Source organism: Ensifer sp. EB106-03-01-XG145 (genome assembly GCF_058792075.1).
Genome location: NZ_JBYTEC010000005.1, coordinates 355,386 through 378,985 on the forward strand (window position 1 = coordinate 355,386; position 23,600 = coordinate 378,985).

Consider the following 23,600-nt stretch of genomic DNA (forward strand, 5'->3'; position numbering starts at 1 on the left):
TCATACCGCCTGTCCCGCCGTTGCGCGATCGGCCGCGCTGAGGCGCTCCTCGAAGTAGGCGATAGTGCGCTCAAGCCCGTCGCGCAGGATGACCTTTGGCTCCCAGGCGAGTTCGGTCAGCGCCTGCGAGATATCGGGACGGCGCTGGCGAGGATCGTCGACGGCCGCCGCCTGGTGAACGATGCGCGAGCGCGACCCGGTCAGAGACCGCACCATCTGCGCAAGTTCGAGAACGGTGAACTCCCCGGGATTGCCAAGGTTGATCGGGCCGATGCAGTCATCCGCCGAGACCGAAAGCCGGAGAAAGCCGTCGATCAGGTCGTTGACATAGCAGAAGGACCGGGTCTGCTGCCCGTCGCCATAGATGGTCAGGTCCTTGCCGAGCAGGGCCTGGACAACGAAATTGGAGATCACCCTGCCATCGTCCGGACGCATGCGCGGACCGTAGGTATTGAAGATGCGCGCGACCTTGATCTTCACCCGATGGGATCGGTGGTAGTCGAAGAACAGGGTTTCGGCCGACCGTTTTCCTTCATCGTAGCAGGCACGCGGGCCGATCGGATTGACATTGCCGAAATAGACCTCGCGTTGCGGGCTGAGGAGCGGATCGCCGTAGACTTCCGAGGTCGAGGACTGGATGACCGTGGCGCCGGTGGCGCGCGCATTTTCGAGTGCATGCAGCGCGCCAAGGACGTTCGTCATGAGAGTGCCGACCGGATCGGCCTGATAGTCGGGCGGCGATGCGGGAGAGGCAAAGTTGAAGATGACGTCGGCGTCGATCAGATAGGGTTTACGAACGTCATGATCGATGATGTGGAAATGCGGGTTCTGCACCAAATGAGAGAGATTTTCACGCCGTCCGGTTGAAAAATTGTCGAGACAAATAACCGTATGACCTAGAGAAAGAAGTCTTTCGCAAATGTGAGAACCAAGAAACCCGCCTCCACCTGTTACTAGAATTCTCCTTGGTATTCCTGAAATCTTCTTTAGAAATTCCCGTTGCCCGACGACAGACAACGGCCCCGGAACGACCTTTCGCATACGCACCTCCAATTATTGTACACACCATTTCTCATGGTGATTGGAGACGGGCTGCCAATGTAAATATAATAAGGAGTTTGTTCTTTATTACAAATTCACGCACAACCCGACAGAAATAGAATTCTACAATTCATCCCAAAATCTACTTATCTTCAATTTCAATATTAGTTAATTATCAAATAACCATTAGCGCGTCAACTAAAACAATAAGGATTGATATAATGTAATCTGAAATAGGAATGAGATAATCGGAAACATAATCACGAATAGTTACATTATAATCCAATCAACAAAATCATCTAATACCTTGTTAACCATCTTGAAGTCACAGCGGGCTATCGGATCGCTCAAGAAACATTGCCATTCTCAGGGGAGTAGACCATACGGGTGCCGGTCGCGTGTTCCGCCCTGGCGACCACGCTTCGCCACAGACCAGATCACGGGAACCCGGCAAACGGGGCCTCATAGACGATATCCAAACACCAACATCTGCGCTCTCGACCACGTCGAGGCACAGAAATGGAGTGTGTGGTCGACGCTGCCGAGCCTAGTTCTTCGAACCTAGTTCTTCCAGCGCGACGAAAGCGTGTCGCCTCCCCGTTCGGCCGCTGCATCGTTGGTGAAGTAACGCGACGCCGCCTCCGTGCGGTTACGGACGTTCATCTTTTTGTAGATGTTGCGGACATGAACCTTGACGGTATTTTCCGACAATCCAAGACGATCCGCGATGATCTTGTTTTGCGTTCCCTTGCAGATCAGATCGAGGATCTGAACTTCGCGGGTCGTCAATCCATCAGGCCCGGCATCGCGCTTGCGTCGGCCTGCGCCTGCGGCCGGACCGGATCCGGACAGCTCTGCCCGCCGGCCATAGAGACTGCTCGCAGCGAAGGGCTCGGGCGAAAGCCGTCGCAGTAAGGCGGCTGGGAAGTGCTCGCCTCCCTTCATCAGTAAATCGATGGCCGCAAGGCAGACGTCCAGGTTCAGGTTCAACGGCAGAACGCCATGGATCAACCGCTCTTCAACGAAGCCGGCAATCGACGGATCGAGCTCGTCGGCATTCTCCACCACCAGACCGATCGAGGTCTTGGGGTGGAACTCGTGGATCGTCCGCAAGATTGCTGGAAAGGACTTGGCCGGCATCCGGTAGAGCATGATCAACGTCACGTCGACGAGACTGCCGTCCAACAGATTGTCCGGATCGGAAAAGCAGACGATGTCGTGCCCCTGAAACCGCGAGCCGACCGCCTGCATCAGGCACTCGGCAAACAGATCGATCTTGGCAAGCATGACAATCTTTTTTTTCTGCGATAAAGCCTTGTTGTTTTCTTCAAAATCACCAACGCTGGAGCTTCCCGGATACATTACGCCCTCCTAGGATTTTTCCATTTGTTTTTATGGGTGCTGCGTTTTTCCCGCTGTGCACCACACTTTCAGAAAATTTATTCGGAACCACTATGCATCACGATATCTTCCCGCCCCGGGAAAATTCGCGATAGCTAATGTAACGTAAAGATCTTCATTACGAAACAACCCAAAAGGATTAGAGGCGCTTCATAAGCGTTCTTAAATCGTTATAAATCGAACCATCTTTGGGTTACACTGCGATCGACCCCCTTATTGGGGGCGTGAAACACGTCATCAAGATGGCAACGATCGCCGTTCCGTCGCACACGATGGGCCATCCATTTCCGCGAGGCGCAACCCTTCCGAGACGAGAAAACGGATTAGCTGCCGAGGTATTCCCGGTATCGCCTACTCATTTCGCGAGGTCGATATACCTAATAATACTTCGTTAGAGCTAGTAAACTTGCGCTTCGGGCGAAGCGGGTCGACCGTTCGCGCGAGGAAGCGGGGCACACAACCGCATGTTTGGTGCCCACAGTCGCGCTGGTGCGCGTGAATCTTGACGTCATAACAACGGCTTGGGACTGCGGATTACGCCACAAACAGCCAATAATTACAAACCACTAACCAGAATTGGTAGCTTCCGCGCGCCCGCGTTTGGAGTCACATTGGCGTTTCGTTCCTGAGTATGAACGAAAACAGCCTGGGTTTCGGAGAATCTTAATCCGCTAATGCCCTTCAACCCAGCGCGTGGCGTAAGCGTAAACCAGAGTAAGCGTAAAGAATACATTGATTGATTGCGGATTTCGTTCCGCTTTGTCATTTAAAAAAAGCATAAAATTCGAAATGTATTTTAATGAAAGCGATATAAATCAAGTTACAATATTGTTTATTCCTCAAAAACGGAGCCAACCCAGAAAAATACCGTAAGATCTAAAGGTATTTGGTGTTGGCTCCCCTTTTAACTTTTACCCCAAAAACGCCGTCTCAGCGTCCTTGAAACGGCCCCGCGCCCGTCAAGCCCTCTTCTCGCTCTCACTCCAGTCGAGTGCCTTCAGCTCTTCCCGAAAGGAAGCCGCTGGACGCTTTCAGCATGATCTGCTCCTCCTGTCGGGTCTCCCTGAACAATGAAGCGGCCGCGAGAGATATGTTCGCGGCCGTCCGATCACATCGCACTCAGCGAGCGCTGCCGCCCGAGCCCTACTTCTTCTCGAGTGCCTGCGTGAGCTGGTCGACGATATCCTGCTGCGACTTCAGGCCGGAGGCCGTCAGATAGAGCTTGGCGGAGTCGAGGTAGAGGACGTGGCCGTCCTTCCAGGCCTTCGTCTGGCGCACCAGTTCGTTGTCGAGCAATGCCGCTGCGGGCTGGGCCTGCTGGCCGATCGCCGCATCGCGGTCGACGACGAAGATCCAATCGGGATTGGTCTCGAGAATGTACTCGTAGGAAACCGCCTGACCGTGGGTCGCCACCTGCAGTTCCGCATCGGCCGGCTTGATGCCGAAGACATCGTGCAACACGCCGAAACGCGATCCCTTGCCATAGGCGCTGATCTTGCCGCCGGTTGTGAGCAGGATCAGCCCGGTGCCCTTCTCTGCCGCAATGCCCCGGAGCTTTTCGATCGAGGCATCGAGCTTTTCGACGCTCGCTTTGATTTCCGCTTCCTTGCCGAAGACCTGGCCGAGAATCTCGGCATTCTTCTTGACGCTGCCGATGAGGTCCTTGTCGTCGGAGGTCAGATCGATCGTCGGTGCGATCTTGGCGACATCGGCATATTTCGCCTGCGATCGACCACCGACGATCACCAGGTCCGCCTCTGCGGCATTGATGGCTTCGTAGTCGGGCTCAAACAGCGTGCCGATCTTCGGATAGCTGTCGGCCTTGTATTTTGCGAGCGAAGGCGGGATTGCCGCGCCGGGAACGCCGGCAACGGGAATGCCGAGCATATCCAGCGTCTCCAGCATGCCGAAGTCATAAACCAGCACCGTCTTCGGGTTTTTCTCCACGTCGGTGACGCCGCTGCTGTGTTCGATCTTCAGCGTCTCGGCCATGGCGGTCGGCGCGCCGGCGATTGCGAACGCCGCCGCAATGACGAGGCTGCGCAGACCATTAGAAATCGAATATATATTCATGACTATTTTCCTCATCTTTTATCGGCCGTCGTAGCGCGATTTTCCGGCGAGGGCAATGCACAGCTTCCGCTTGCCGAAGATGCCGCAGAAAACTTGACGAAGCCGATCATATATAAGACTAAGGCGAACCGTCCGCGGAGTGCCACTGCGCGGTGGCAAGCTTGAGCCTTCCACGAGAGCGTCGAGCGCAAACGGGCAAGGGACATGCAGGCGGTGGTCAAAACGAACAACAGGCAGAGCAGGCCCGAATGATGAAGCCGGCCCTGATTGCCATCCCCGTCATCCTCCTGCTTGCCGCCGTCAGCGTCTTCACGGGCGTCGGCAGCCTTGCCGCAGCCGACGACGGGCGTGGCTGGTTCCTGGTGGTCGAGAGCCGCCTGCCGCGCACGCTTGCGCTGATGCTCGCAGGCGCCGGCCTCGCGGTCTCCGGTACGATCATGCAGATGCTGGCGCGCAACCGTTTCGTTGAGCCGTCGACGGCGGGAACCGCCGAGTCCGCCGCGCTCGGAATGCTGCTTGCCATGCTCATCGCCCCCAACCTGCCGGTCGCCGGCAAGATGGTTTTCGCGGCGCTGACGGCGCTTGCCGGCACAGCCCTGTTCCTGCAGATCCTGCGGCGCATTCCCTTGCGCTCGGCGCTGATGGTGCCGCTCATCGGCCTCATGCTCGGCGGCGTCGTCAACGCCATTACCACCTTCATCGCCTATCGCTACGACCTGATGCAGTCGATGGGGGCCTGGATGTCGGGCGACTTCTCGGTGGTGCTGCGCGGTCGCTACGAGCTGTTGTGGATCGGTTTCGCGCTCACCCTCGTCGCCTATGCGACCGCCGCGCGCTTCACCGTCATCGGCATGGGCGAGGCGATCGCACGCAATGTCGGCCTCAACTACGACAGAGTCGTAGCGCTCGGGCTCGCCATCGTCTCCATGGTCACGGCAACGGTCGTCGCCACTGTCGGCATGATCCCATTCCTCGGTCTCGTGGTTCCAAACATCGTCAGCCTGATCATGGGCGACAATCTCAGGCGCACGCTGCCCGTGGTCGCCGTCTCCGGCGCCGGCCTGGTGCTCGCCTGCGATATCGTCGGGCGGCTCCTGATCGCTCCCTACGAGATCCCCGTGGGAGCCGTCATGGGCGTCATCGGCAGCCTGATCTTTCTCCATCTCCTGCTTTCGAGGCGCTCCCATGCAGGCTGATGCCAAGAGGATCGCCCCGTCCACCATCCTGCTTGCTTCGGCCGCGCTTGCACTCGTGTCGATGGTCGCTTTCATGACCATCGGTGCCAAGGGGAGCTGGTCCTTCCTTCTCTCCTTCCGCGGCACGAAACTGCTCGGCATGGTGCTGGTCGCCTATGCGATCGCCGTCTCGACGGTCCTGTTCCAGACGATCTCCGGCAACCGCATCCTGACGCCATCGATCATCGGCTTCGATGCCATGTATACGTTGCTTCAGACGATCATGGTGTTTTTCCTGGGTGCTGCGGGCGCCGGCAGCGTCGATCCGCGGCTGCAGTTCCTTGTCGAAACGGCGGTGATGGTCGGACTTTCGCTGCTGTTGTTTCGGGCGCTGTTTTCCGGCGCCGGCCGCAGCCTGCATCTTCTGATGCTGGTCGGCGTCATCCTGGGCGGCCTGTTCCGCAGCCTGTCGTCTTTCCTGCAGCGCATCCTCGATCCCAATGAGTTCGTCGTGCTGCAGGACAGGCTGTTTGCAAGCTTCAACAGCATCGATGCCAATCTGCTCGGCATTGCCGCCGTCGCTACCCTGGCCGTGACCTTCGTTCTGTGGCGGCTTTCGCCGACCTTCGACGTGCTCTCGCTTGGCCGAGAAGCGTCGATCGGCCTCGGCGTCGATCATCAGCGCGTCGTCACCCTTCTGCTGGTGCTGATCGCCGTGCTGGTGTCGGTCTCGACTGCGCTCGTCGGGCCGGTGACATTCTTCGGCCTGCTGGTCGCAAGTCTCGCCTGGCAGCTGACGCCGACCGCCAGCCACCGCTACGTGCTGCCGGTCGCCGTTTGCATCGCGATCGCCACGCTCGTCGGCGGCCAGGTCATCCTCGAGCGGCTGTTTTCCTTCAACACGGCGCTCAGCATCGTCATCGAATTCTTCGGTGGCCTTGTCTTCATCTTCCTGCTGGTCCGAGGTTCCGCCCGATGATCGAAATCCAAGAGGTGACGAAATCCTACGGTGGCAATGCGGTGGTCGACCGGGTGTCGCTGACGCTGCCCGCCGGCGGCCTGACCTCGATCATCGGTCCGAACGGTGCCGGCAAGTCGACGCTGCTGTCGATCGTCAGCCGGCTGATGCCGATGGATACGGGCAAGGTGCTGGTCGACGGTCTCGACGTCAGCCGCACGGCTGGCGACGTGCTTGCCCGGCGGCTCTCGATCATGCGCCAGGACAACCACATCACCGCCCGCCTCAGCGTGCGCGACCTCGTCGCCTTTGGCCGTTATCCCTATTCCAAGGGGCGGCTGACGGCAGCCGACGCCGAACATATCGAGCGCTCGATCGCCTATCTCGGGCTTGAACCCTATCAGAACCGCTTTCTCGACGAACTCTCCGGCGGCCAGCGTCAGCGCGCCTTCATTGCCATGGTGCTCTGCCAGGACACCGACTACATGCTGTTCGACGAGCCGCTGAACAATCTCGATATCAAGCATGCGGTCGAGACGATGAAGCTGTTGCGGCGCCTCGCCGACGACTTCGACAAGACCGTGGTCGTCGTTCTGCACGACATCAACTTCGCCTCCGCCTATTCCGACCGCATCGTCGCGATGCAGGCCGGTCGCCTCGCGTTCGAGGGGTCGCCGGAAGACATGATCGTGCCGTCCCGCCTTCAGGCGATCTTCGACGTCGATTGCCGCGTTCATGCTGTCGGCGAAACGCGGCTGGTCAACTACTTCGAATAGGCTGGGAACGCACAGCGCGTTGCACGGAAATTCCGTGCAACGCGCCTTGATCGATAGAGCAAGCACTTGTGCTCGCCACCCTAGCCGGCGACGCCGCCCGCTCCCTCCTTACCGATCCGTGCCGCATCTGTTGCCCTGTCCTCGTCCGTCACCGAAGAGAGCCGCTTCAGCCGACGGCCGAGCTTCGTGTTGATGTCGTCCATCACGGTGAACATCACGGGCACGAAGACGAGGCTCAGCATCGTCGAGGTGATCAGGCCTCCGATCACCGCGATTGCCATCGGTGCCCGGAAGGCGGCATCGGCTCCGACGCCGATCGCGGCGGGAACCATGCCAGCCACCATGGCGATGGTCGTCATGATGATCGGCCGCGCGCGGGTGACGCCCGCCGCCAGCAGGGCCGTCCGCCGATCCGCGCCCTCGTTGCGGCACTCGATCGCATGGTCGACGAGCAGGATAGAGTTCTTGCAGACGATGCCCATCAGCATGAGGATGCCGATCGTCGACGAGAGATCGAGCGAAGCGCCGAAGAGCAGCAAGGCGAGCGCCGCCCCGCCGATCGACAGAGGCAGGGCCACCAGGATGGTGACCGGCTGCAGGAAGTCCTTGAAGAGCAGCACCAGAACCGCCGCGACCATCAGGATGCCGGCAAGCAGTGCAAGCGCGAAGTTGCGGAACATCTCCGACATATATTCCGCTTCGCCGTAGTTGGCCTGCGACACGCCCAGGGGCAGTTCGGTCATGGCCGGCAGCGCCGAGATCGCCTCGAACGCAGTCCCGAGCGTGATGCCGTTGAGGTTGGCCTCGACGGCGATCAGACGCTTGCGATCGAGACGTTCAACGCTGCTTTCCTCCGCACCGAAGGAAATATCGGCGACCGAGGTCAGCGGCACCACCGTGCCGGCATTCGTGCCGACCCTCAGATTGCGCAGCGTGTCGACGTCGCCTCTGGCCGCCTGGTCGAGCATGACCCGGATCGGCACCTGGCGGTTGCCGAGATTGAAGCGCGCCGAATTGCTTTCGCTGTCACCCATCGTAGCGATGCGGGCGACGGTGCCGATCGAGGTCACCGAGACACCGAGCCTTGCCGCCTCGTCGAAGCGCGGCTTGACCAGCAGTTCTGGCGAAAGCAGCGGCTCGGTGGACTGGACGTTGACCAAACCCGGAAGCGCGCGCATCTCCTTTTCAAGACGCCGCACCGAAGCCATCAGCGCTTTCGGGTCGTCGCTCGTCAGATAGATCGAGAGATCCTTGGCTCCCTCGACGGACGAGAACGTTGCCTGGATATCGGGCGTTGCCGCCAGCAGCGGACGGAGCGACAGCTCGAAGGACTTGCGATCGAGCCCTCGCTCCTTGCGTGGCTTAAGCTTGATGCGTAGAGAGACCTCGTTGAGGTTTTCCGCCGTCGCCAGAACGCTTTCCACCTCCGGCCGCGCCTTGATCTGGCCGACCAGATCATCGGAAATGCGGGCGGTTTCTTCGAGCCGCGTGCCGGGGGGCAAGGTGATCTTGAGTTGCGAGACGTTGCTGTCGCTCGTCGGCAGGAAGCCGGTCGGCAGCATGGTCAAGAGCGCGATCGAGCCGATGAAGATCAGCGCGACCAGCAACAAAGCCGTCTTGCGATGATCCAGGGTCCAACCGAGCAAGCGTCGATAGCCGTTGGCGATACGCGATGGCTTGCCGGCATGGCCATGGCCGCCCCTCGGCCGCAGCAGGTAGGCCGCCATCAACGGCGTCAGCAGGCGCGCGACCAACAGCGAGAACAGCACGGCGATCGCGACCGTCAGGCCGAACTGCTTGAAGTACTGCCCGACGGCGCCGCCGATGAAGCTGACCGGCGCAAAGACAGCGACGATCGTCAGGGTCGTGGCGACGATGGCAAGACCGATCGCATCGGCCGCGTCGATCGCCGCGATGAACGGGCGTTTGCCCATGTCGACGTGGCGTTCGATGTTCTCGATCTCGACGATCGCGTCGTCGACGAGAATGCCGATGACGAGCGTCAGCGCCAGCAGGCTGATGCCGTTGAGCGTGAAGCCGAGCAGGTCCATCACCGCGAAGGTCGGCAGGATGGAGAGCGGCATGGCAAGTGCAGAAATCAGCGTCGCTCGCCAGTTGCGCAAGAAGGCGAAGACAACGACGACCGTCAGGATCGCACCTTCGATCAGGGCGGTGACAGCCGCGTCGTAGCTTTCTTGCGTGTATTCGACGAGCGAGATCAGCTCCGTGAATTCGACGCCGGGCATACGTGCGCGGATCTCCTTCAACCGCGCGGCAACGGCGTCGGCAACGACGGTGTCACTCGATCCCTTGCTGCGCGAAACCGAGAAGCTGACGACCGGCTCGCCGTCGACGCGCGCGAAGTTGCGCGGCTCGGACGACGTATCCTCGATCGTCGCTATGTCGGAGAGCTGCACCCAGCGGCCACCTGACAGCGGGATCGACAGGCGCGAGAGCTCCTCGACCGAGCCGGCGCTGCCGACCGTGCGGATCGACTGCTCGCGGCCGCCGATCTCCCCGCGTCCGCTCGGGATATTGGTGTTGATCTCGCGCAGTGCCGTATTCACCTGGTCGGCCGTCACGCCAACCGCCAGCAGACGCTCGGGATCGAGCGATACCCGGACCTCGCGATTGACGCCGCCGAGCCGCTGCACCTTCTGCACGCCGGGCAGCGTCAGCAATTCGCTGTTGATCGTATCGTCCACGAACCAGGAGAGCTCCACGGGCGACATGTCGGGGGCGCGTACGGCGTAATAGACGATGGCGCTGCCATCCACATCGAGGCGCGAGACGATGGGTTCCTGGATCGACTGCGGCAGGTCGGAGCGGATCTGCGCCACGGCCTCGCGCACGTCGTTGGCGGCACGGTCGGGATCGGTGCCGATCTTGAATTCGACCGTGGTCGTCGACACGCCATTGGTGATGGTCGAGCGCATATGGCTGACCCCGACAAGGCCGGCGGCCACGCCTTCGACACGGCGCGTGACCTGCGTTTCCATTTCGGCCGGCTGGGCGCTCGGCTGCGTGATCGTCACCGTCACGACCGGAAACGACACACTCGGATTGGCGTTGACCGGCAGCCGCAGGAACGAGGCGATGCCCATCAATGTGAGGACAACGAAGAGAACGATCGTCGGAACGGGCCTTCGGATCGCCCAGGCAGAAATGTTGCTGGTCATTGCTGCTTGCCCGTCTGCGCCGGCTGGACATCTTTCGCCAGGACCGCTTCGCCTTCACGCAGCGACACCCCGGCCTTGAGAACAATCCGGTCACCGGCTGCAAGCCCGGAGACGATCTCGACCTTGCCACCCTGGCGCATGCCCGGCTGAACCGTCTTGCGCGCCACTTTGCCCGCATCGACGACGAAGACCGAAACCGTGCCGTCGGGAGCCCCGTAAAGCAGCGCGGAATCGTCGACCATGATCGCCTTGCGTTCGGCCACCACGATCTCCGCCCGGCCGAAGGTGCCGGCAAAGGGCGGCTTGCTGGTATTCAGCGTGACCTGCGCGGTTCCGAGCCGGGTTTCGCGGTCGATCTTCGGATTGATCACGCGCACTTTGCCCTCGATCCAGTCACTGCGGCCGGAGAGCTTGACCTTGACGACCTGGCCGACGGCAAGTAGCGGCAGTTCCGTTTCCGGAACTTCGGCCGCAAACTCGATCTCGCCCTCGCGGATCAGCTTGACCAGCGGGTCAGAGCCCGCAAGCGCACCGGCACGGGCGAGCCGCTCGGAGACGATGCCTGCGGCGGGAGCCACGATCACGGCGCGTTCGAGTTTACGGCGTGCCTCGGCCTCGAGTGCTTCCGCCTGTTCGTAGTCGGCCCGTGCGACCTTCACCGCCTGTTCGGCGATCGCAAGCGCAGAGACACGCTCCTCGAGAATGGTTTCGGCCTGAAGGTGGCGCAATTGCCGGGCCCGGGCGAGCTTCCTCTGCTCCTGCGTGACCGTTTCCGCCTCCCGCGCCATCGTGGCACCCGCACGGGCCACCCGGCCCTCCGCCTCGCGCAGAAGGTTTTCCAGCATGTCGGTCTCGAGCCGGGCAATCACCTGCCCGGCCGCAACCCGGTCGCCGATCTCGACTTCGACTTTGGCGATACGCTGATCGGTCAAGGTCGTGCCGACCGCAATCTCCTCGCGAGCGACGAAGATGCCGGCGAAGGACCGGGTCCACTCCTGCGGGCGGCTGTCGGCCACGAGTGTCGACACCGTACGGCTGATAGCCGCGCTATCGACAGGAACGGACGCGGCCGCCTCCCCGGAGGCGTGCGCCACACCACCCGTCATGGCGAGCGCAATGAGCGCAGCAAGCATGACTTTCAACTCAACTGTACGTCTCATTTCATTGGCTTTCCATTGGTGAGGCCAGTCGGATCGCAAACACGGGCGCTCCAAGCTGCCGACCTCGAGATCGGGCAATCTGCATCGAATAATTATTAGATTAGTCAATCTAATAATTTGATCCATCAAACGCGACCATTGTAGGGCAGATTACATACTATCATTGCGGGAAGATGGCGGAGTTCCTGTCGGCTGGCGACCTTGACACCGGCGCACCACCCCACGAAATTAGAGTGCTCGCTCTAATAATGAGATTGCCCTGCAAGGAGAATTGGCGATGCGCAAGGTCGACCCCGAGAAACACGCCGCCAAACGTCGACTGATCCTCGATGCGGCAATCACCTGTTTTGCGCGCAAGGGCTTCCACGGCACGTCGACTGCCGAAATCTGTGCCGAGGCAGGCATGAGCCCGGGCAATCTCTTCCATTATTTTCCGACCAAGCACACCATTATCGCGGCGATCGTGGAGGAGGAACGTCAAGAAACGGCGGAGATCTTCCGCAAATTGGGTGAAGCCGAAGACCTCTTTGCTGCTCTGCTCGGTTTCATGGACACCGTTCTCGAGCTTGCGGGCGACCCGACCTATTCGAGCCTCGCGCTCGAAATCGCCGCTGAAGCGATGCGTGACGAACGGATCGGTACGCTCGCCGCCGCCAATGACGCAGAGCTTCAGGGAGCCCTTGCAGCGCTGCTTCGGGGTGCGGCTAGCCTAAATCAGATCGATCGGACTGTGGATGCGGACGGTGCTGCCCGATGGATTGCCGCAATCATCGACGGCATCTTCAGCCGGGTCGCTATCGACCCCGGCTTCAAGCCGAAGCACGAAGGCACGATGCTGCGGCTTCTCCTGACCCGGTTTCTGCGCCCGCAGGGCTGACGCCTTCGAACGGAATGACCGCAGCGAGCATTCTCTCGCCGCGGTCGTTGATTTCAGGCCCACCAGTTTTCGCCGGAGGTTCCCTCAAGACGGAAGCAATATCAGGAATGCTTCTGGATGATGCCGTAGACGATGTTCCGGTTGGCACCGAACTGGACGCGCGCATCGACGGCAGCTTTGCCCGCGCTCTTGTGGATGATGTTCCACATGTCCGCCTCCGAACGCAGCAGCAGTGCCCAGTTCATGAAGGTCTCCATGTAACCGTCAACGCCGATATCCTGGGCGAAGTTGGCAAACAGGAAGACACCATTCGGCTTCAGCATCTGCAGGCAGCGGTGGGTCAGCTTGATGGCCACCTTGTCGGCAAGATAGTCATAGAGGCCGGCAGCATAGATGAAGTCGAACTTGCCGAGCTTCTGATCGCGGCCAAGCAGGCTGCGGACGGAGCCATCAACGCCTTCGATGCAGGTTCCGGCGAAGTCGCGGCTGATCGAACCGACGCTGAGCGGGTCCTGGTCGAGCGCCACCCAGCGCTTGATCCGACGCTCCTCAAGCGCCACCGAGCGATTGGCCTCGCGCAAGTGGCCGGCTGCAATCGTCAGAATTTCCGCCTGCGAACCGCGGCTGGCCGCGATCTCGTCGACGTGACGGGTCAGGAGGTCGCGACGCTCGCGCACCGCAACCGAGGAGGACGCGTCCTTGGTGTAGTCATAGAGCGCTCGCCCGGTGGGCGATGCCCGCTCGATCTCCTTGGCAACGCTTGCATGACCATAGATGAAGTCAAGCAACTGCGCGTCGCCCGAGTAGCCCCTGGGCTTTTCGGAGGACCATCGGGTGAACGGGTCCTGGAGGAAATATTCCGACACCGGGTGTGCCTGGGCGATCGGTATCAGTTCCTGCCAGACGTTCGGGTGGAACTTGGCCCGAGTTTCATGAAGTGCGGCTGCAAGCCGGTCGATAATCTTCGCCGGGTCCGTTCCCTGCAGGAACTGCTCCTGGGCAATCCTGAGAATCACTGCGAGCTCGGCCCTGCCGACCGTGAGCTGTTCGTCGTGCCGCTCGCCCCTGGGCGAAACGAACTCATCAGCCATCGCCTTGGGAGTAATCAGGCTTTGACCATCGAAAACCGTCTGAAATTGGCGCACGCGAGACCATCCGTTAATGCTTTGTTAACAATGGTCGCGAAGATGCGCGCATTACGGCTCGGTTTGCAAGTTTTTGTATATAATAAGGTAAATTCTCGTGCTTCCTCCCTTTGGGTTACGCCTAATCCTAGGCGTTCCGGCCCTTTAATTTAACAAAACTTAATGGACACCTCCTATCATCCCACCCGCACCACTCGTCCCTGTTGCAGGCGTAAAGTGGGGGGCAAGCATGGAGTGTCCGAAACAACGTCCATTGATGGAAAAGCGACGACAGATTTCCGTTGACCGTGACGCAGCGCGATGGATCAGTGCATGAAGCACACGTTGGCCGACGTAGTTGACATCGACCTACATAAGCAGCCGCACAGGCCGCATTTGGCTGAGCTTCAGACACTCTATCGAATGGAGGGCGAGGCTGGCCGGCGTGCGGCGACGAGGCAGGGCCTCTGGGTCGCGGTTGCCGTCTATCTGTCGTTTTTCGCGATCGACATTCTGCTGGTCCCTGATGTCGCCTTCAATACGATACTCGCGCGCCTCGTCGTCGGCATCGGCGCGCTTTTGACCTTCGAGATCCTGTATCGCATCAAGGCCCGAACCAAGTGGCTCGACGGCACCTGCGCCGCTGCACTGGTCTTCGGCTACATCGGCTGGCTCGTGCCTGCGATGATGACGGCCGACGTCGGCAGCATGTCCTACTACATGATCTTCGGCGCGATCTTCATGATGGGCGCCAATCTCTTCTTCAGTTTCCGCTTCCGCCTCTCGGTCGTCGCCTCCGGGATCGTGTTGACGACGTTCTTCATCGCTCTCTCGTTCTTCTCCGAGCAAGATCCTGCCTATCTGATCGCCTTCGGGACCTTTTACGTCTCCTGCTTCATCTTCACCTCCTATGTAAACTGGAAGCTCAACCGCGAGCGCTACAAGGTGTTCCTCAACGCCTTCGAGGCGAAGATCCAGCAGAACGAGGCCTCGGAACGAGGAATGGCGCTGCTGCGGCTATCCAACACCGATCCCCTGACCGGTCTGGACAACCGCCGCGCCATCGACCAGCAGCTGCGCGACTATTGGAACGATTGGCAGAAGCTCGGAAAAAGCTTTGCCGCTATGCTGATCGACGTTGATTTCTTCAAGAAATACAATGACTGCTACGGCCATCAGGAGGGCGACCGCTGCCTCGTTCTGGTGGCCAATGCGCTCGGCGAGGCGATCAAGGACTATAATGGTTCCATCGGTCGCTATGGCGGCGAGGAGTTCATCGTTCTTGCCCGCCTGGACACTCTGGAGCAGGCAGCCGAGCTGGCCGAGGTGATCTGCCGTACCGTCGAGAACATGCGGCTGGTGCATGAGCAGCGCCGCGATGGCGTCTCCATCGTCACCGTCAGCGTCGGTGCCGCCTTCACGCGCAATCAGACCGGCGCCAAGCTCGAGAAGATCATCCACGAAGCCGACCGTGCGCTCTATGCCGCCAAGGCGAGCGGCCGAAACTGCGCGAAGCTGTTCGACCCGAACGACCCGCAAAGCAGCGACGAAAGCGAGAACATTGCCGCGCTTCTGAAGATCGCGGTCGATCAGAACCTGGTATCGCTCGTCTACCAGCCGATCAGGAACGTGATGACCGGTGAGGTCGAGGCCGTCGAGGCCCTGATGCGGCTGACAATGCTGGACGGCACGTCGGTTCCGCCGAGCCTTTTCATTCCGGTTGCCGAGCGAACCGGCGCAATTCTCGACCTCGGTCGCTGGGCGATCAAGACCGTCTGCCGCGAACTTCTCGTCGACAACCATATCCCGCTCGTCAGCGTCAATGTCTCGCCGATCCAGCTGAAGACCCCGGGTTTTGCAACCTCGGTCGCCGCGATCCTCGGAGAGACCGGCGTGGCCGGCAGCCGTCTTGCCTTCGAGATCACCGAAGGGCTCGAAATGGAGATGCATTCGGGCATCCTGCGCTGCATCAGCGACCTCGAAACGCTGGGCATCAGGATATGGCTGGATGACTTCGGCACGGGCTTTGCCGGCCTCTCCTGGCTGCGCCTGATCGAATTCGATACCGTGAAGATCGATCGGTCGTTCCTGCACGATTGCAATACCCCCAAGGGGCGCGCCATGCTGCAGGACATCATCGGACTGGTGCGAAACCGCGGCCACAAGATCCTGATCGAAGGCGTCGAGACCGACGAGCAACTGGCGCTGATGCGGCGCTTCCGGATTGACCAGGTCCAGGGCTTCCACGTCGGCCGCCCTGCGCCGGCAGAGACTTTCCGCACGCCGCCGGACAAGCCGCGCATCCCGCTGCGAAACGGCGCCCGATCCTAGCCGGGCCCACGCTCGATCCGGAAGCGCATAGTGCGCGCTTCGGAGCCGGCTTCAGCCAAAACACAACCTTAACATAGCCCGCGAATACATGTTGCGCTTCGACCGGGTGGAGACGTAGTATACCGGAGCTTACAGTGCCGCCGGATACAATCTCACATTGTGACCATGGGAGCGTGCATGACCATGGAAAGTCGGCAGGACAGCCGGGTCAAGTCGGCAGTTGCCCCACCCACCGACGCGGAAATTCTGGCACAACTCGATCGAATTCGCCGCAGCGCCGAGTTCGATGCGCCGGAGCGTGATCGCAAATTCCTGACCTATGTCATCGAGGAAACGATTGCGGGCCGAGGAGATCGCATAAAGGCCTATTCGATTGCAACCGAGGTCTTCGGCCGGGATTCCTCTTTCGACCCGCAGACGGATCCGGCGGTGCGGATCGAAGCGGGCCGCATTCGCCGGGCGCTCGAACGCTACTACCTCGTTGCCGGACGGACCGATCCGATCGTCATCAGCATCCCCAAGGGCGCTTACGTGCCAACTTTCGAACGGCGCATCGATGCGTGGCTCCCGTCGCACACGGAAGCCAAGGAAAGTGCCGCACAAAAACCAGCCACGCTACACACCCGGCGAGGAGCCTTTCTCACGGCGGCAGCCATGGTCTGCGTCGGTGGTGGCCTGACAGCCGGGGCGCTCCTCCTTCACGAGGATGACAAATCGAACGTTCGCCTGCAGCCGACGATCCCGAAGCTCGTCGTCACACCATTTGAAGACCTGTCAGGAACCTCCCAATCGGCGATGATGGCCCGCGGGCTCACTGACGAGGTCGTCGGCAACATCGCCAAGTTCAAGGAGATCACCGTCACCACCCGTGAAGGGCCCGATGCCTCGCCGCAGGGTGGTCCGGTCTTTGCCCTGGAGGGTCGGGTCCGGTTCGACGGCGAAAGACTGCGGCTCGTGGCGAGACTCATTCAGCGCTCCGATGGATCGGTGGTATGGACGAATACCTACGACGAGCGTCTGGAAACCGGCAAGACTATCGACCTGCAGGTGAAGGCGGCCGCCGCTGTGGCTGGCGCCGTGGCACAGCCCTATGGTGCCATTTTCCAGGCAAACGCCACGGCGTTCAAACAGTCGGTTCCCGATGACTGGCAAGCTTATGCCTGCACCTTGAGCTATTACGGCCATCGCGGCGACGTCGGTGCGCAAGGCCAAGCCGGGGTGCAGGAATGTCTGCAACAGGCGACGCGACAGGTGCCAACCTACGCGACGGCCTGGGCCTTGCTGTCGATGTCCTATATCGACGCCTTCCAGGATCGTCTCGATCGCTCCTCCTCGGTAACGCTGGAGCGGGCAACCGAAGCTGCAGCCCGTGCTGTGGAACTGGATCCCCAGGACGTGCGCGCCCTTGAGGCGCGAATGCTTGCCCTGTTCTTCCGCGGCGATGTCGATGCTGCCCTGGCCGTCGGCGCGCGCGCACTTGCGATCAATCCCAACGACGCCGAGCTCGCCGGTGAATACGGGTTCCGGCTGGCGCTTTCAGGCCAATGGGATTCCGGCTGCAAGCTGCTGTCGGAAAGCGTCGCCCGCAACTTTGGTCCCGCCCGCTATTTCGAGGCAGCGCTCTCGATCTGCTCCTACATCGCGGGCGACTATGTCACCGCCGAACGATGGGCGCGCATGGCCGATCTTCGCACCCATCCGTTCTCCCGCGTCATGCTTCTGGCCACCCTGGGCAAGCTTGGCAAAGGCGCACAGGCGCAGGAAGAAAGGAAGTGGATCGAAACCAACCTGCCAGGCCTGCTTGAAGGGATCCCACAGGAGGTCGCTCTGAGGCTGCGCCGTCCGCAGGATCGGCAACAGCTTCTTGATGGCTTGCGCAAGGCGGGCGTACCGATTCCCGAAACCGAATTCGAACAGGCACGCACAGACAGTTCGATCCACTGACCAAGGCGCGGCTCAAACCGGCCGCGGCGATTGCGATGCGTCGGATTGCGGTTTTTCGCGTACGGTGCCCCCCTGCATCCAGACCATCAGCAGATCGTGGACCACACTGAGGACGATGGGGCCCAGGAAGAGGCCGATCAGCCCGTAGGAAAGCGTGCCGCCGAGCACCCCGAGCAGGATGACCAGCGTCGGCGTCGAAAGTCCGCGAGCCACCAGGATCGGCTTCATCACATTGTCGATGACGAAAAGCGGGACCAACAGAATGGTCATAAGCAGCGCTGGACCGAAATCCATCGTCACCCAGGCCCAGATGATCACCGGAAGCAGGACCAGCGCGGGCCCGATCTGGATGATGCAGAGAACAAGCACGACGAATGCGATCGCACCCGGCGCCGGAACATGGAACAGGCCGAGCACCAGGGCACAGAGAAAAGCCTGCAGCAACGCGACGCCGATAACGCCGCGTGCCACGTTGCGGATCGTTGCTGCCGCCAGACGCAGGAAGCCGATGCCCCTGTCACCACCGATCCTGCCGGAGAAGCGTTGCGCCATCTCCGCCAGCCGTTCGCCGGAGCCGAAAAGAAAGCCGGCCACCAAGACGGACACCACGAAGCTCAGCACCTCGGCACCGATGCTCGCAATTTTGCCGAGCGCCTTGCTGCCCGCCTGCACCAGCGAAGGTTCGAGTTTGCTCAGGAGAGCTTCGAAATTATCCGATGCCATGCTCCACGCGGCATGAACCCGTTCACCGACGATCGGCCACTCGCGAACGTATTCCGGCGGTACCGGCACTCTGAGAGAACCGTCGGCAAGTTTTGCGAGCAGCGCCTGGAGCCCTTCGGCAAAGCTGACCGCAATCGCGGTCAACGGGGCGACGATGACGGCCAGACAGGTCAGCGTGATGAGAAAGGAAGCCAATCGCCGTGAGCCGAGAAGGCGGCCAAGTCGGGCATAGGCCGGGTAGAGCGCCACGGCAAGGATGGCCGCCCAGATGAGAATGATGGCGAATGGCGCAATCAGCGTCAGGGACCAATAGGCAAAAAGCCCGACGATGCCGATCCTGGCGATATCGGTGATCTTCGCCTCGAAGGACGGGGGACCGGTTGGCCCATCGCGAACCGCGCCCGTTCGGGAAGGATCATCAACCATTCTCGCCCCTCACCCCTTGATGTGGCAAATCAATGCACCGCTGAGCTTCTCGACGGCCCCGCCTATCGCCAAATCCATATGCCTGGGACCCGCCCTCCCGCGACCCGCAGCAGCCAGCATACCTCCCCCCGTGCAACAGTCATGCGGATCGTACCCCGGCGATGGCCGATAGGCAGTAACATACAGTAGCATACGTCATTCGGCCTTCCCCATCGGCTACCCTCCTCTAGAGATACCTGTGACAGACGGCAGTAGAAATATAAGCTGCGACCGCATCAAGCACTGGTTGCAGCAGAAGCGTCGACAGGGGGGCTGTCACGCGCGCTTGTCCAAGCGCCCGCGCGCCTCAGCCAACAAAGGGAGGCTGGATAGATGATCCGGAAAACGATCATCGCGCTCGGCAGCGCAGTGACGATACTGGTTTCAACGCCCATCACGGCCGTCATGGCCCAGCAGACGGCGAGTGCGCCAGCCGCTGAGCAGCAGACGGCGCCGGAACCCCTCAGCGACGACGAGCTCGAAGTTCTGGTCGCACGCATCGCGCTCTATCCGGACGAATTGGTGGCGCTTATTTCCGCTGCCGCGCTCTATCCGCTGCAGATCGTCGAGGCGGAACGGTTCCTGGAGGCTCGCCAGAAGAAGCCGGACATGAAACCAAAGGACGATTGGGACGGTAGCGTCATTTCGCTGCTCAACTACCCCCAGATCGTTAAGATGATGAGCGAAGACCTCGAGTGGACGCAGTCTTTCGGCGACGCGATCGCCAATCAGCAGAAAGACGTGCTGATCGCGATACAGCAATTGCGTGACGAGGCGGTCGCCAAGAACATCATCAAGAGCGACGATAAGGTGAAGGTGGTCCAGGAAGGCGACAACGTCATCATCCAGGCAGCCAACCCTGAAACGATCTACGTGCCGCAGTATCCGCCGGAGATGCTGTACGAGCCGAATTATGCACCGGCGCCGATCGGCTACTATGAAGAACCCTATCCGGCCTATTGGTATCCGGGTGCGGCCTTCTTCGCCGGCGCGGTGACTGGGGCGGCCTTCGCGGCGATCGTCGACTGGGACGACTGGGGCGTCTGGGGCGGCCGCTGGAACGGCGGCGACATGGACATCGACTGCAACAACTGCTTCAACAACATCAACGGCAAGGTGAAGTGGAACGACATCGACTGGAAGAATGTCGATCGCAGCAAGATCAACTTCGACCGCGACCAGCTTCAGCATTTCGACCGAAACAGCATCAAGAACAACATCAAGGCGAACGGCAACAACAACCTGCGCAACCGCGCCGCCGAGATCAACCGCGATCGGCCGAACGCGCGGCCCGGCGGTGGTGGCGGCGGTCAGATCCGGGACGTGCGCAAGAGCACGCTCGATGGGCTGAAGGCCCAGCAGAGGCCGGCAGCGCGGCCCGGTGGTGGCGGGCAGGGGGTTGCGAAAGCGCGGCCCGGCGACGGCAAGCCGAGCCTCAACCGCCCTGGCGGCAACAAGCCTTCGCAAGTGAACCGTCAGGGCGGCAAGAAGAAGATGGCCGCCAAGGCGCAGAACCGACCGAACAGGCCGTCGGGCCTCGGCAACGTCAATCCCGGGCGGCGTGAAATCAACTCGTCACGCCGCGGCGGTCAGAGCATGGGCGGTGGCCACCGCGGCGGCGGGCGGCCACAGATGAGCCGCGGCGGCGGCAGGCCGCCAATGCACCGCGGCGGCGGTGGTCGCGGCGGCGGCGGCGGACGCAGGCGTTGAACGGATCATAGGAGAACGACCATGGCAAAGCTCTTTCATCCGTTTCTCCTCGGAACGGCGATCGCCCTCACGCTGGCCGCCGTGCCACTCAACGCGTCTTTCTCGCAGACACAGACGCCGGCGGAACAGGCGCCAACGGATCAAATGGCCGCGGGCCTCGATGCCTATGCGGCCGACGAGGATCCGCCGATCTTCGATGATCCCGCCAAGGCGGTCGACGACTTCAAGGCGAAGCTCGCCGCCAACGATTTCGACGGTCTGGCAAAGCTTCTGGGGCTCAATGCGGAGAAGCTGAAGGCCGGTGAAGGGGCGATGGATACCTTCGCGCTCATTCGTGAAGGTGCCGCCCGCAATGTCGTCGTGCGCGACCTCGAAGGGCGCAAGATCATCCAGCTCGGCGATCGGCTCTGGCCCCTGCCCTTCCCGATCACCAAGGGCGATGACGGCAAATGGGCTTTCGACACCTATGTCGGGCTTGAGGAGATCGTCAATCGCCGCGTCGGCGAGAACGAGCTCGAGGCAATCGATACGGTACAGGCCTATGTCGATGCGCAGAAGGAATACGCCTCGCAGGATCGCGACGCCGATGGCGTGCTCGAATATGCCCAGAAGCTGATCAGTACACCTGGCCAGACGGACGGGCTCTACTGGCCGGCCGATCAGGGCGATGGCGAAAGCCCGGTCGGCGACGCGATCAGCGAGGCAGCCTTGGAAAAGGCCAAGGCCGGCCAAGGCTACTTCGGCTACCGCTTCCGCATCGTGACCTCGCAAGGCGATAACATTGCCGGCGGGCGATATGACTATGTCATCAACGGCAACATGATCGGCGGTTTCGCCTTGATCGCCTGGCCAGTCAGTTATGCCGAGACCGGCGTCAAGACCTTCGTCGTCAACCAGCAGGGCATCGTCTACGAGCGGGACCTCGGGCCGAGCACCGAGCAGATCGTGCCCTTCATCGATCGTTTCGATCCCGATGACAAATGGGACGTGGTGCCCGATTGAGCGCCGATCTCAGTTGACGATCTCCTGTCGGGCCGGATTTCCCCTCCGGCCTGAATGGGCGAACGGATCGACGACATCGTTGCCGAGGTTCTCTGACGGTTTCGGCCACCTACGCGTCAGCTTGTGCAAATCTCAGCGGCATGTGCAGCGAAACGCGATAGCGCGTCGGCCCGACATGACCGGCGGTCAATGATGCACCCTCCGGAAAATGCGTCCTGACCCGATGAGCGACATTGGCAAGGCCAATACCGAGGCCCTCGCCCGCCTTGCCGGAAGCGGACGCGGCAACGCCGTTTTCGACGGACAGATTAAGCGTCCCTCCGACCCGGGCCGCCCGGATGTGAATTTCGACCTCGCCGATTGAGCGGCCGACGCCGTGCTTCACCGCATTCTCGACCAGCGGCTGCAGGATCAGACTTGGAACCATGGCACCCTCGAGTTCGGGAGGGATGTCGATACGGACGACCATTCGATCCGAAAACCGCTCCTTCTCGATATCGAGATACTCTTTCTGCAGAGCCATTTCGTCCGCAAGCCGCAATTCGCGCATCGGATCGAGCTGCAGCGTCGACCGCAGAAACCCCGAGAGCGACATGATCATCCGCTCGGCCCGCTGCGATGCCCCCTCCTCCACCAGGCCGGTGATGGAGTTGAGCGTATTGAAGAGGAAATGCGGGTTTATCTGATATTGCAACGCACGCATCTGCGCCGCCAGCGCCTCTTCGCGCGAGGCAATCAGTTTCAGATCCCGATCGCGGACCTCCATGTGATTGAGCAACGCCACGAAGAGAAACGACCAGCCAAAGAAGATCGACATGCGGTAACAGACCGCGTAGCCGTAATCCATGATGTTGAACGGCACGACGACGGGCGACATGATCAGCGTGTAGAGGTAGTAGTCCAGCAGCGACATACCGAGGGAGCTGACCAGGGAAAGCAGCAGGCACACGAAAATTTGCGTGGCATAGCGCTGCCTTCTCATGCGGCTGAGCAGATGCGCAAACAGAATGGCGAGAACGACAAAGACCGCTTCAAGGACAAGCTTGCCAAGGAACGGCTTGCGGGGATTGTCACCGATTGTGAGCCAGATCGGACTGCTGATCAGCAACTCGGCGGCTGCATAGATCAAAGCCAGGCGCAGGGTCGTTGCAGGAAATCGACGGCCATCCAGGAAGCTGTCGGTCGGAATGGTGATGTGTTTCATGCAAACTCTATCACGCTGGTTTCAGGTGGCTTTGTTCGAGCGACGTGACCGCCTGGCTGCGCCCGGTTTGGGCTATTTGAAAGGGCAAAAAAAGAAATTTAGCAACTAAAAGATTTACTCACCGTTCTCAACCGCGCCAAGATTGCGTCTGGAGGCGAGACCGATGGGTCGTTGGGGGCTGAAGTACTGCCGACGATCCGGCCCTGTCGAACGAGATCCTCGAGGCGACGCGCGGCTGGCTTTCGGCGGGGGATGGCGAAGGGGCCACGGCCGCCGACGTCGCCTGATATTCGCTGTGTTTCGTGCCCTCGCCCGTTCTCTCCGGGTAGCGCTAGAACGCCAAAAGCCCGCGGGATTTCTCCGCGCGGGCTTTTTGGATGTTTGGTTGCGGGGGCAGGATTTGAACCTGCGGCCTTCAGGTTATGAGCCTGACGAGCTACCGGGCTGCTCCACCCCG

General features: G+C 60.8%; 16 protein-coding genes. 8 read left to right on the top strand and 8 right to left on the bottom strand.

Going from position 1 to position 23,600, the window contains the following annotated elements; genetic code table 11:
* From AC3WWH_RS16020 to AC3WWH_RS16030, 3 genes are all read right to left on the bottom strand, one after another.
* Positions 1 to 1,041 (bottom strand): UDP-glucuronic acid decarboxylase family protein, encoded by a 1,041-nt coding sequence (locus tag AC3WWH_RS16020; protein WP_082641249.1) that lies wholly within the window; start codon positions 1,039 to 1,041, stop codon positions 1 to 3.
* A 561-nt stretch (positions 1,042 to 1,602) separates the two neighbouring features.
* Positions 1,603 to 2,403, bottom strand: a complete 801-nt coding sequence (locus tag AC3WWH_RS16025) for a helix-turn-helix transcriptional regulator (protein ID WP_057254501.1) — start codon at positions 2,401 to 2,403, stop codon at positions 1,603 to 1,605.
* Positions 2,404 to 3,585: 1,182 nt separating this feature from the next.
* Positions 3,586 to 4,515, bottom strand: a complete 930-nt coding sequence (locus tag AC3WWH_RS16030) for a siderophore ABC transporter substrate-binding protein (RefSeq protein WP_058325312.1) — start codon at positions 4,513 to 4,515, stop codon at positions 3,586 to 3,588.
* A gap of 251 nt (positions 4,516 to 4,766) precedes the next feature.
* Between AC3WWH_RS16030 and AC3WWH_RS16035 the strand changes: the two genes are divergently transcribed.
* Genes AC3WWH_RS16035 through AC3WWH_RS16045 form a run of 3 tightly spaced genes read left to right on the top strand, consistent with a single transcriptional unit; the run spans position 4,767 to position 7,424 of the window.
* Positions 4,767 to 5,711 (top strand): ABC transporter permease, encoded by a 945-nt coding sequence (locus tag AC3WWH_RS16035; protein ID WP_058325334.1) that lies wholly within the window; start codon positions 4,767 to 4,769, stop codon positions 5,709 to 5,711.
* On the top strand, positions 5,701 to 6,669 hold the full coding sequence (locus tag AC3WWH_RS16040) for an iron chelate uptake ABC transporter family permease subunit (RefSeq protein WP_058325313.1): 969 nt from the start codon (positions 5,701 to 5,703) through the stop codon (positions 6,667 to 6,669). Before AC3WWH_RS16035 ends, AC3WWH_RS16040 begins: the two co-directional genes overlap by 11 nt.
* Positions 6,666 to 7,424 carry an iron ABC transporter ATP-binding protein gene (locus tag AC3WWH_RS16045; RefSeq protein WP_058325314.1) on the top strand — a complete coding sequence of 253 codons (759 nt, stop codon included), beginning with the start codon at positions 6,666 to 6,668 and terminating at the stop codon, positions 7,422 to 7,424. The genes AC3WWH_RS16040 and AC3WWH_RS16045 overlap by 4 nt, the downstream gene beginning before the upstream one ends.
* Positions 7,425 to 7,504: 80 nt before the next feature.
* Here AC3WWH_RS16045 and AC3WWH_RS16050 read toward each other — a convergent pair whose 3' ends face one another.
* The gene (locus tag AC3WWH_RS16050) at positions 7,505 to 10,603 is read right to left on the bottom strand and encodes an efflux RND transporter permease subunit (protein WP_058325315.1); all 3,099 of its coding nucleotides are present in this window, start codon (positions 10,601 to 10,603) and stop codon (positions 7,505 to 7,507) included.
* Positions 10,600 to 11,763, bottom strand: a complete 1,164-nt coding sequence (locus AC3WWH_RS16055; protein ID WP_162261329.1) for an efflux RND transporter periplasmic adaptor subunit — start codon at positions 11,761 to 11,763, stop codon at positions 10,600 to 10,602. Before AC3WWH_RS16055 ends, AC3WWH_RS16050 begins: the two co-directional genes overlap by 4 nt.
* A 277-nt stretch (positions 11,764 to 12,040) precedes the next feature.
* Here AC3WWH_RS16055 and AC3WWH_RS16060 point away from each other — a divergent pair, with 277 nt between their 5' ends.
* The gene (locus AC3WWH_RS16060; RefSeq protein ID WP_057254495.1) at positions 12,041 to 12,640 is read left to right on the top strand and encodes a TetR/AcrR family transcriptional regulator; all 600 of its coding nucleotides are present in this window, start codon (positions 12,041 to 12,043) and stop codon (positions 12,638 to 12,640) included.
* Positions 12,641 to 12,741: 101 nt separating this feature from the next.
* Here AC3WWH_RS16060 and AC3WWH_RS16065 read toward each other — a convergent pair whose 3' ends face one another.
* Positions 12,742 to 13,785, bottom strand: coding sequence for a class I SAM-dependent methyltransferase (locus AC3WWH_RS16065; RefSeq protein ID WP_057254494.1), 1,044 nt, complete (start codon positions 13,783 to 13,785; stop codon positions 12,742 to 12,744).
* 312 nt (positions 13,786 to 14,097) lie between these two features.
* Between AC3WWH_RS16065 and AC3WWH_RS16070 the strand changes: the two genes are divergently transcribed.
* The gene (locus tag AC3WWH_RS16070) at positions 14,098 to 16,095 is read left to right on the top strand and encodes a putative bifunctional diguanylate cyclase/phosphodiesterase (RefSeq protein ID WP_058325316.1); all 1,998 of its coding nucleotides are present in this window, start codon (positions 14,098 to 14,100) and stop codon (positions 16,093 to 16,095) included.
* 177 nt (positions 16,096 to 16,272) lie between these two features.
* Positions 16,273 to 18,039 carry a hypothetical protein gene (locus tag AC3WWH_RS16075; RefSeq protein ID WP_058325317.1) on the top strand — a complete coding sequence of 589 codons (1,767 nt, stop codon included), beginning with the start codon at positions 16,273 to 16,275 and terminating at the stop codon, positions 18,037 to 18,039.
* A 12-nt stretch (positions 18,040 to 18,051) separates the two neighbouring features.
* Here the strand turns inward: AC3WWH_RS16075 and AC3WWH_RS16080 are convergent, their stop codons facing one another.
* Positions 18,052 to 19,188, bottom strand: a complete 1,137-nt coding sequence (locus AC3WWH_RS16080; protein WP_057254489.1) for an AI-2E family transporter — start codon at positions 19,186 to 19,188, stop codon at positions 18,052 to 18,054.
* Between the two features lie 372 nt (positions 19,189 to 19,560).
* Between AC3WWH_RS16080 and AC3WWH_RS16085 the strand changes: the two genes are divergently transcribed.
* Both AC3WWH_RS16085 and AC3WWH_RS16090 read left to right on the top strand, forming a co-directional pair.
* Positions 19,561 to 20,937: a DUF3300 domain-containing protein gene (locus AC3WWH_RS16085; protein WP_058326897.1), complete on the top strand. Its 1,377-nt coding sequence runs from the start codon at positions 19,561 to 19,563 to the stop codon at positions 20,935 to 20,937.
* Positions 20,938 to 20,958: 21 nt separating this feature from the next.
* The gene (locus AC3WWH_RS16090; RefSeq protein ID WP_058326898.1) at positions 20,959 to 21,939 is read left to right on the top strand and encodes a DUF2950 domain-containing protein; all 981 of its coding nucleotides are present in this window, start codon (positions 20,959 to 20,961) and stop codon (positions 21,937 to 21,939) included.
* A gap of 109 nt (positions 21,940 to 22,048) precedes the next feature.
* Here AC3WWH_RS16090 and AC3WWH_RS16095 read toward each other — a convergent pair whose 3' ends face one another.
* On the bottom strand, positions 22,049 to 23,143 hold the full coding sequence (locus tag AC3WWH_RS16095) for a sensor histidine kinase (protein ID WP_492377114.1): 1,095 nt from the start codon (positions 23,141 to 23,143) through the stop codon (positions 22,049 to 22,051).
* Positions 23,144 to 23,600 lie beyond the last annotated feature (457 nt).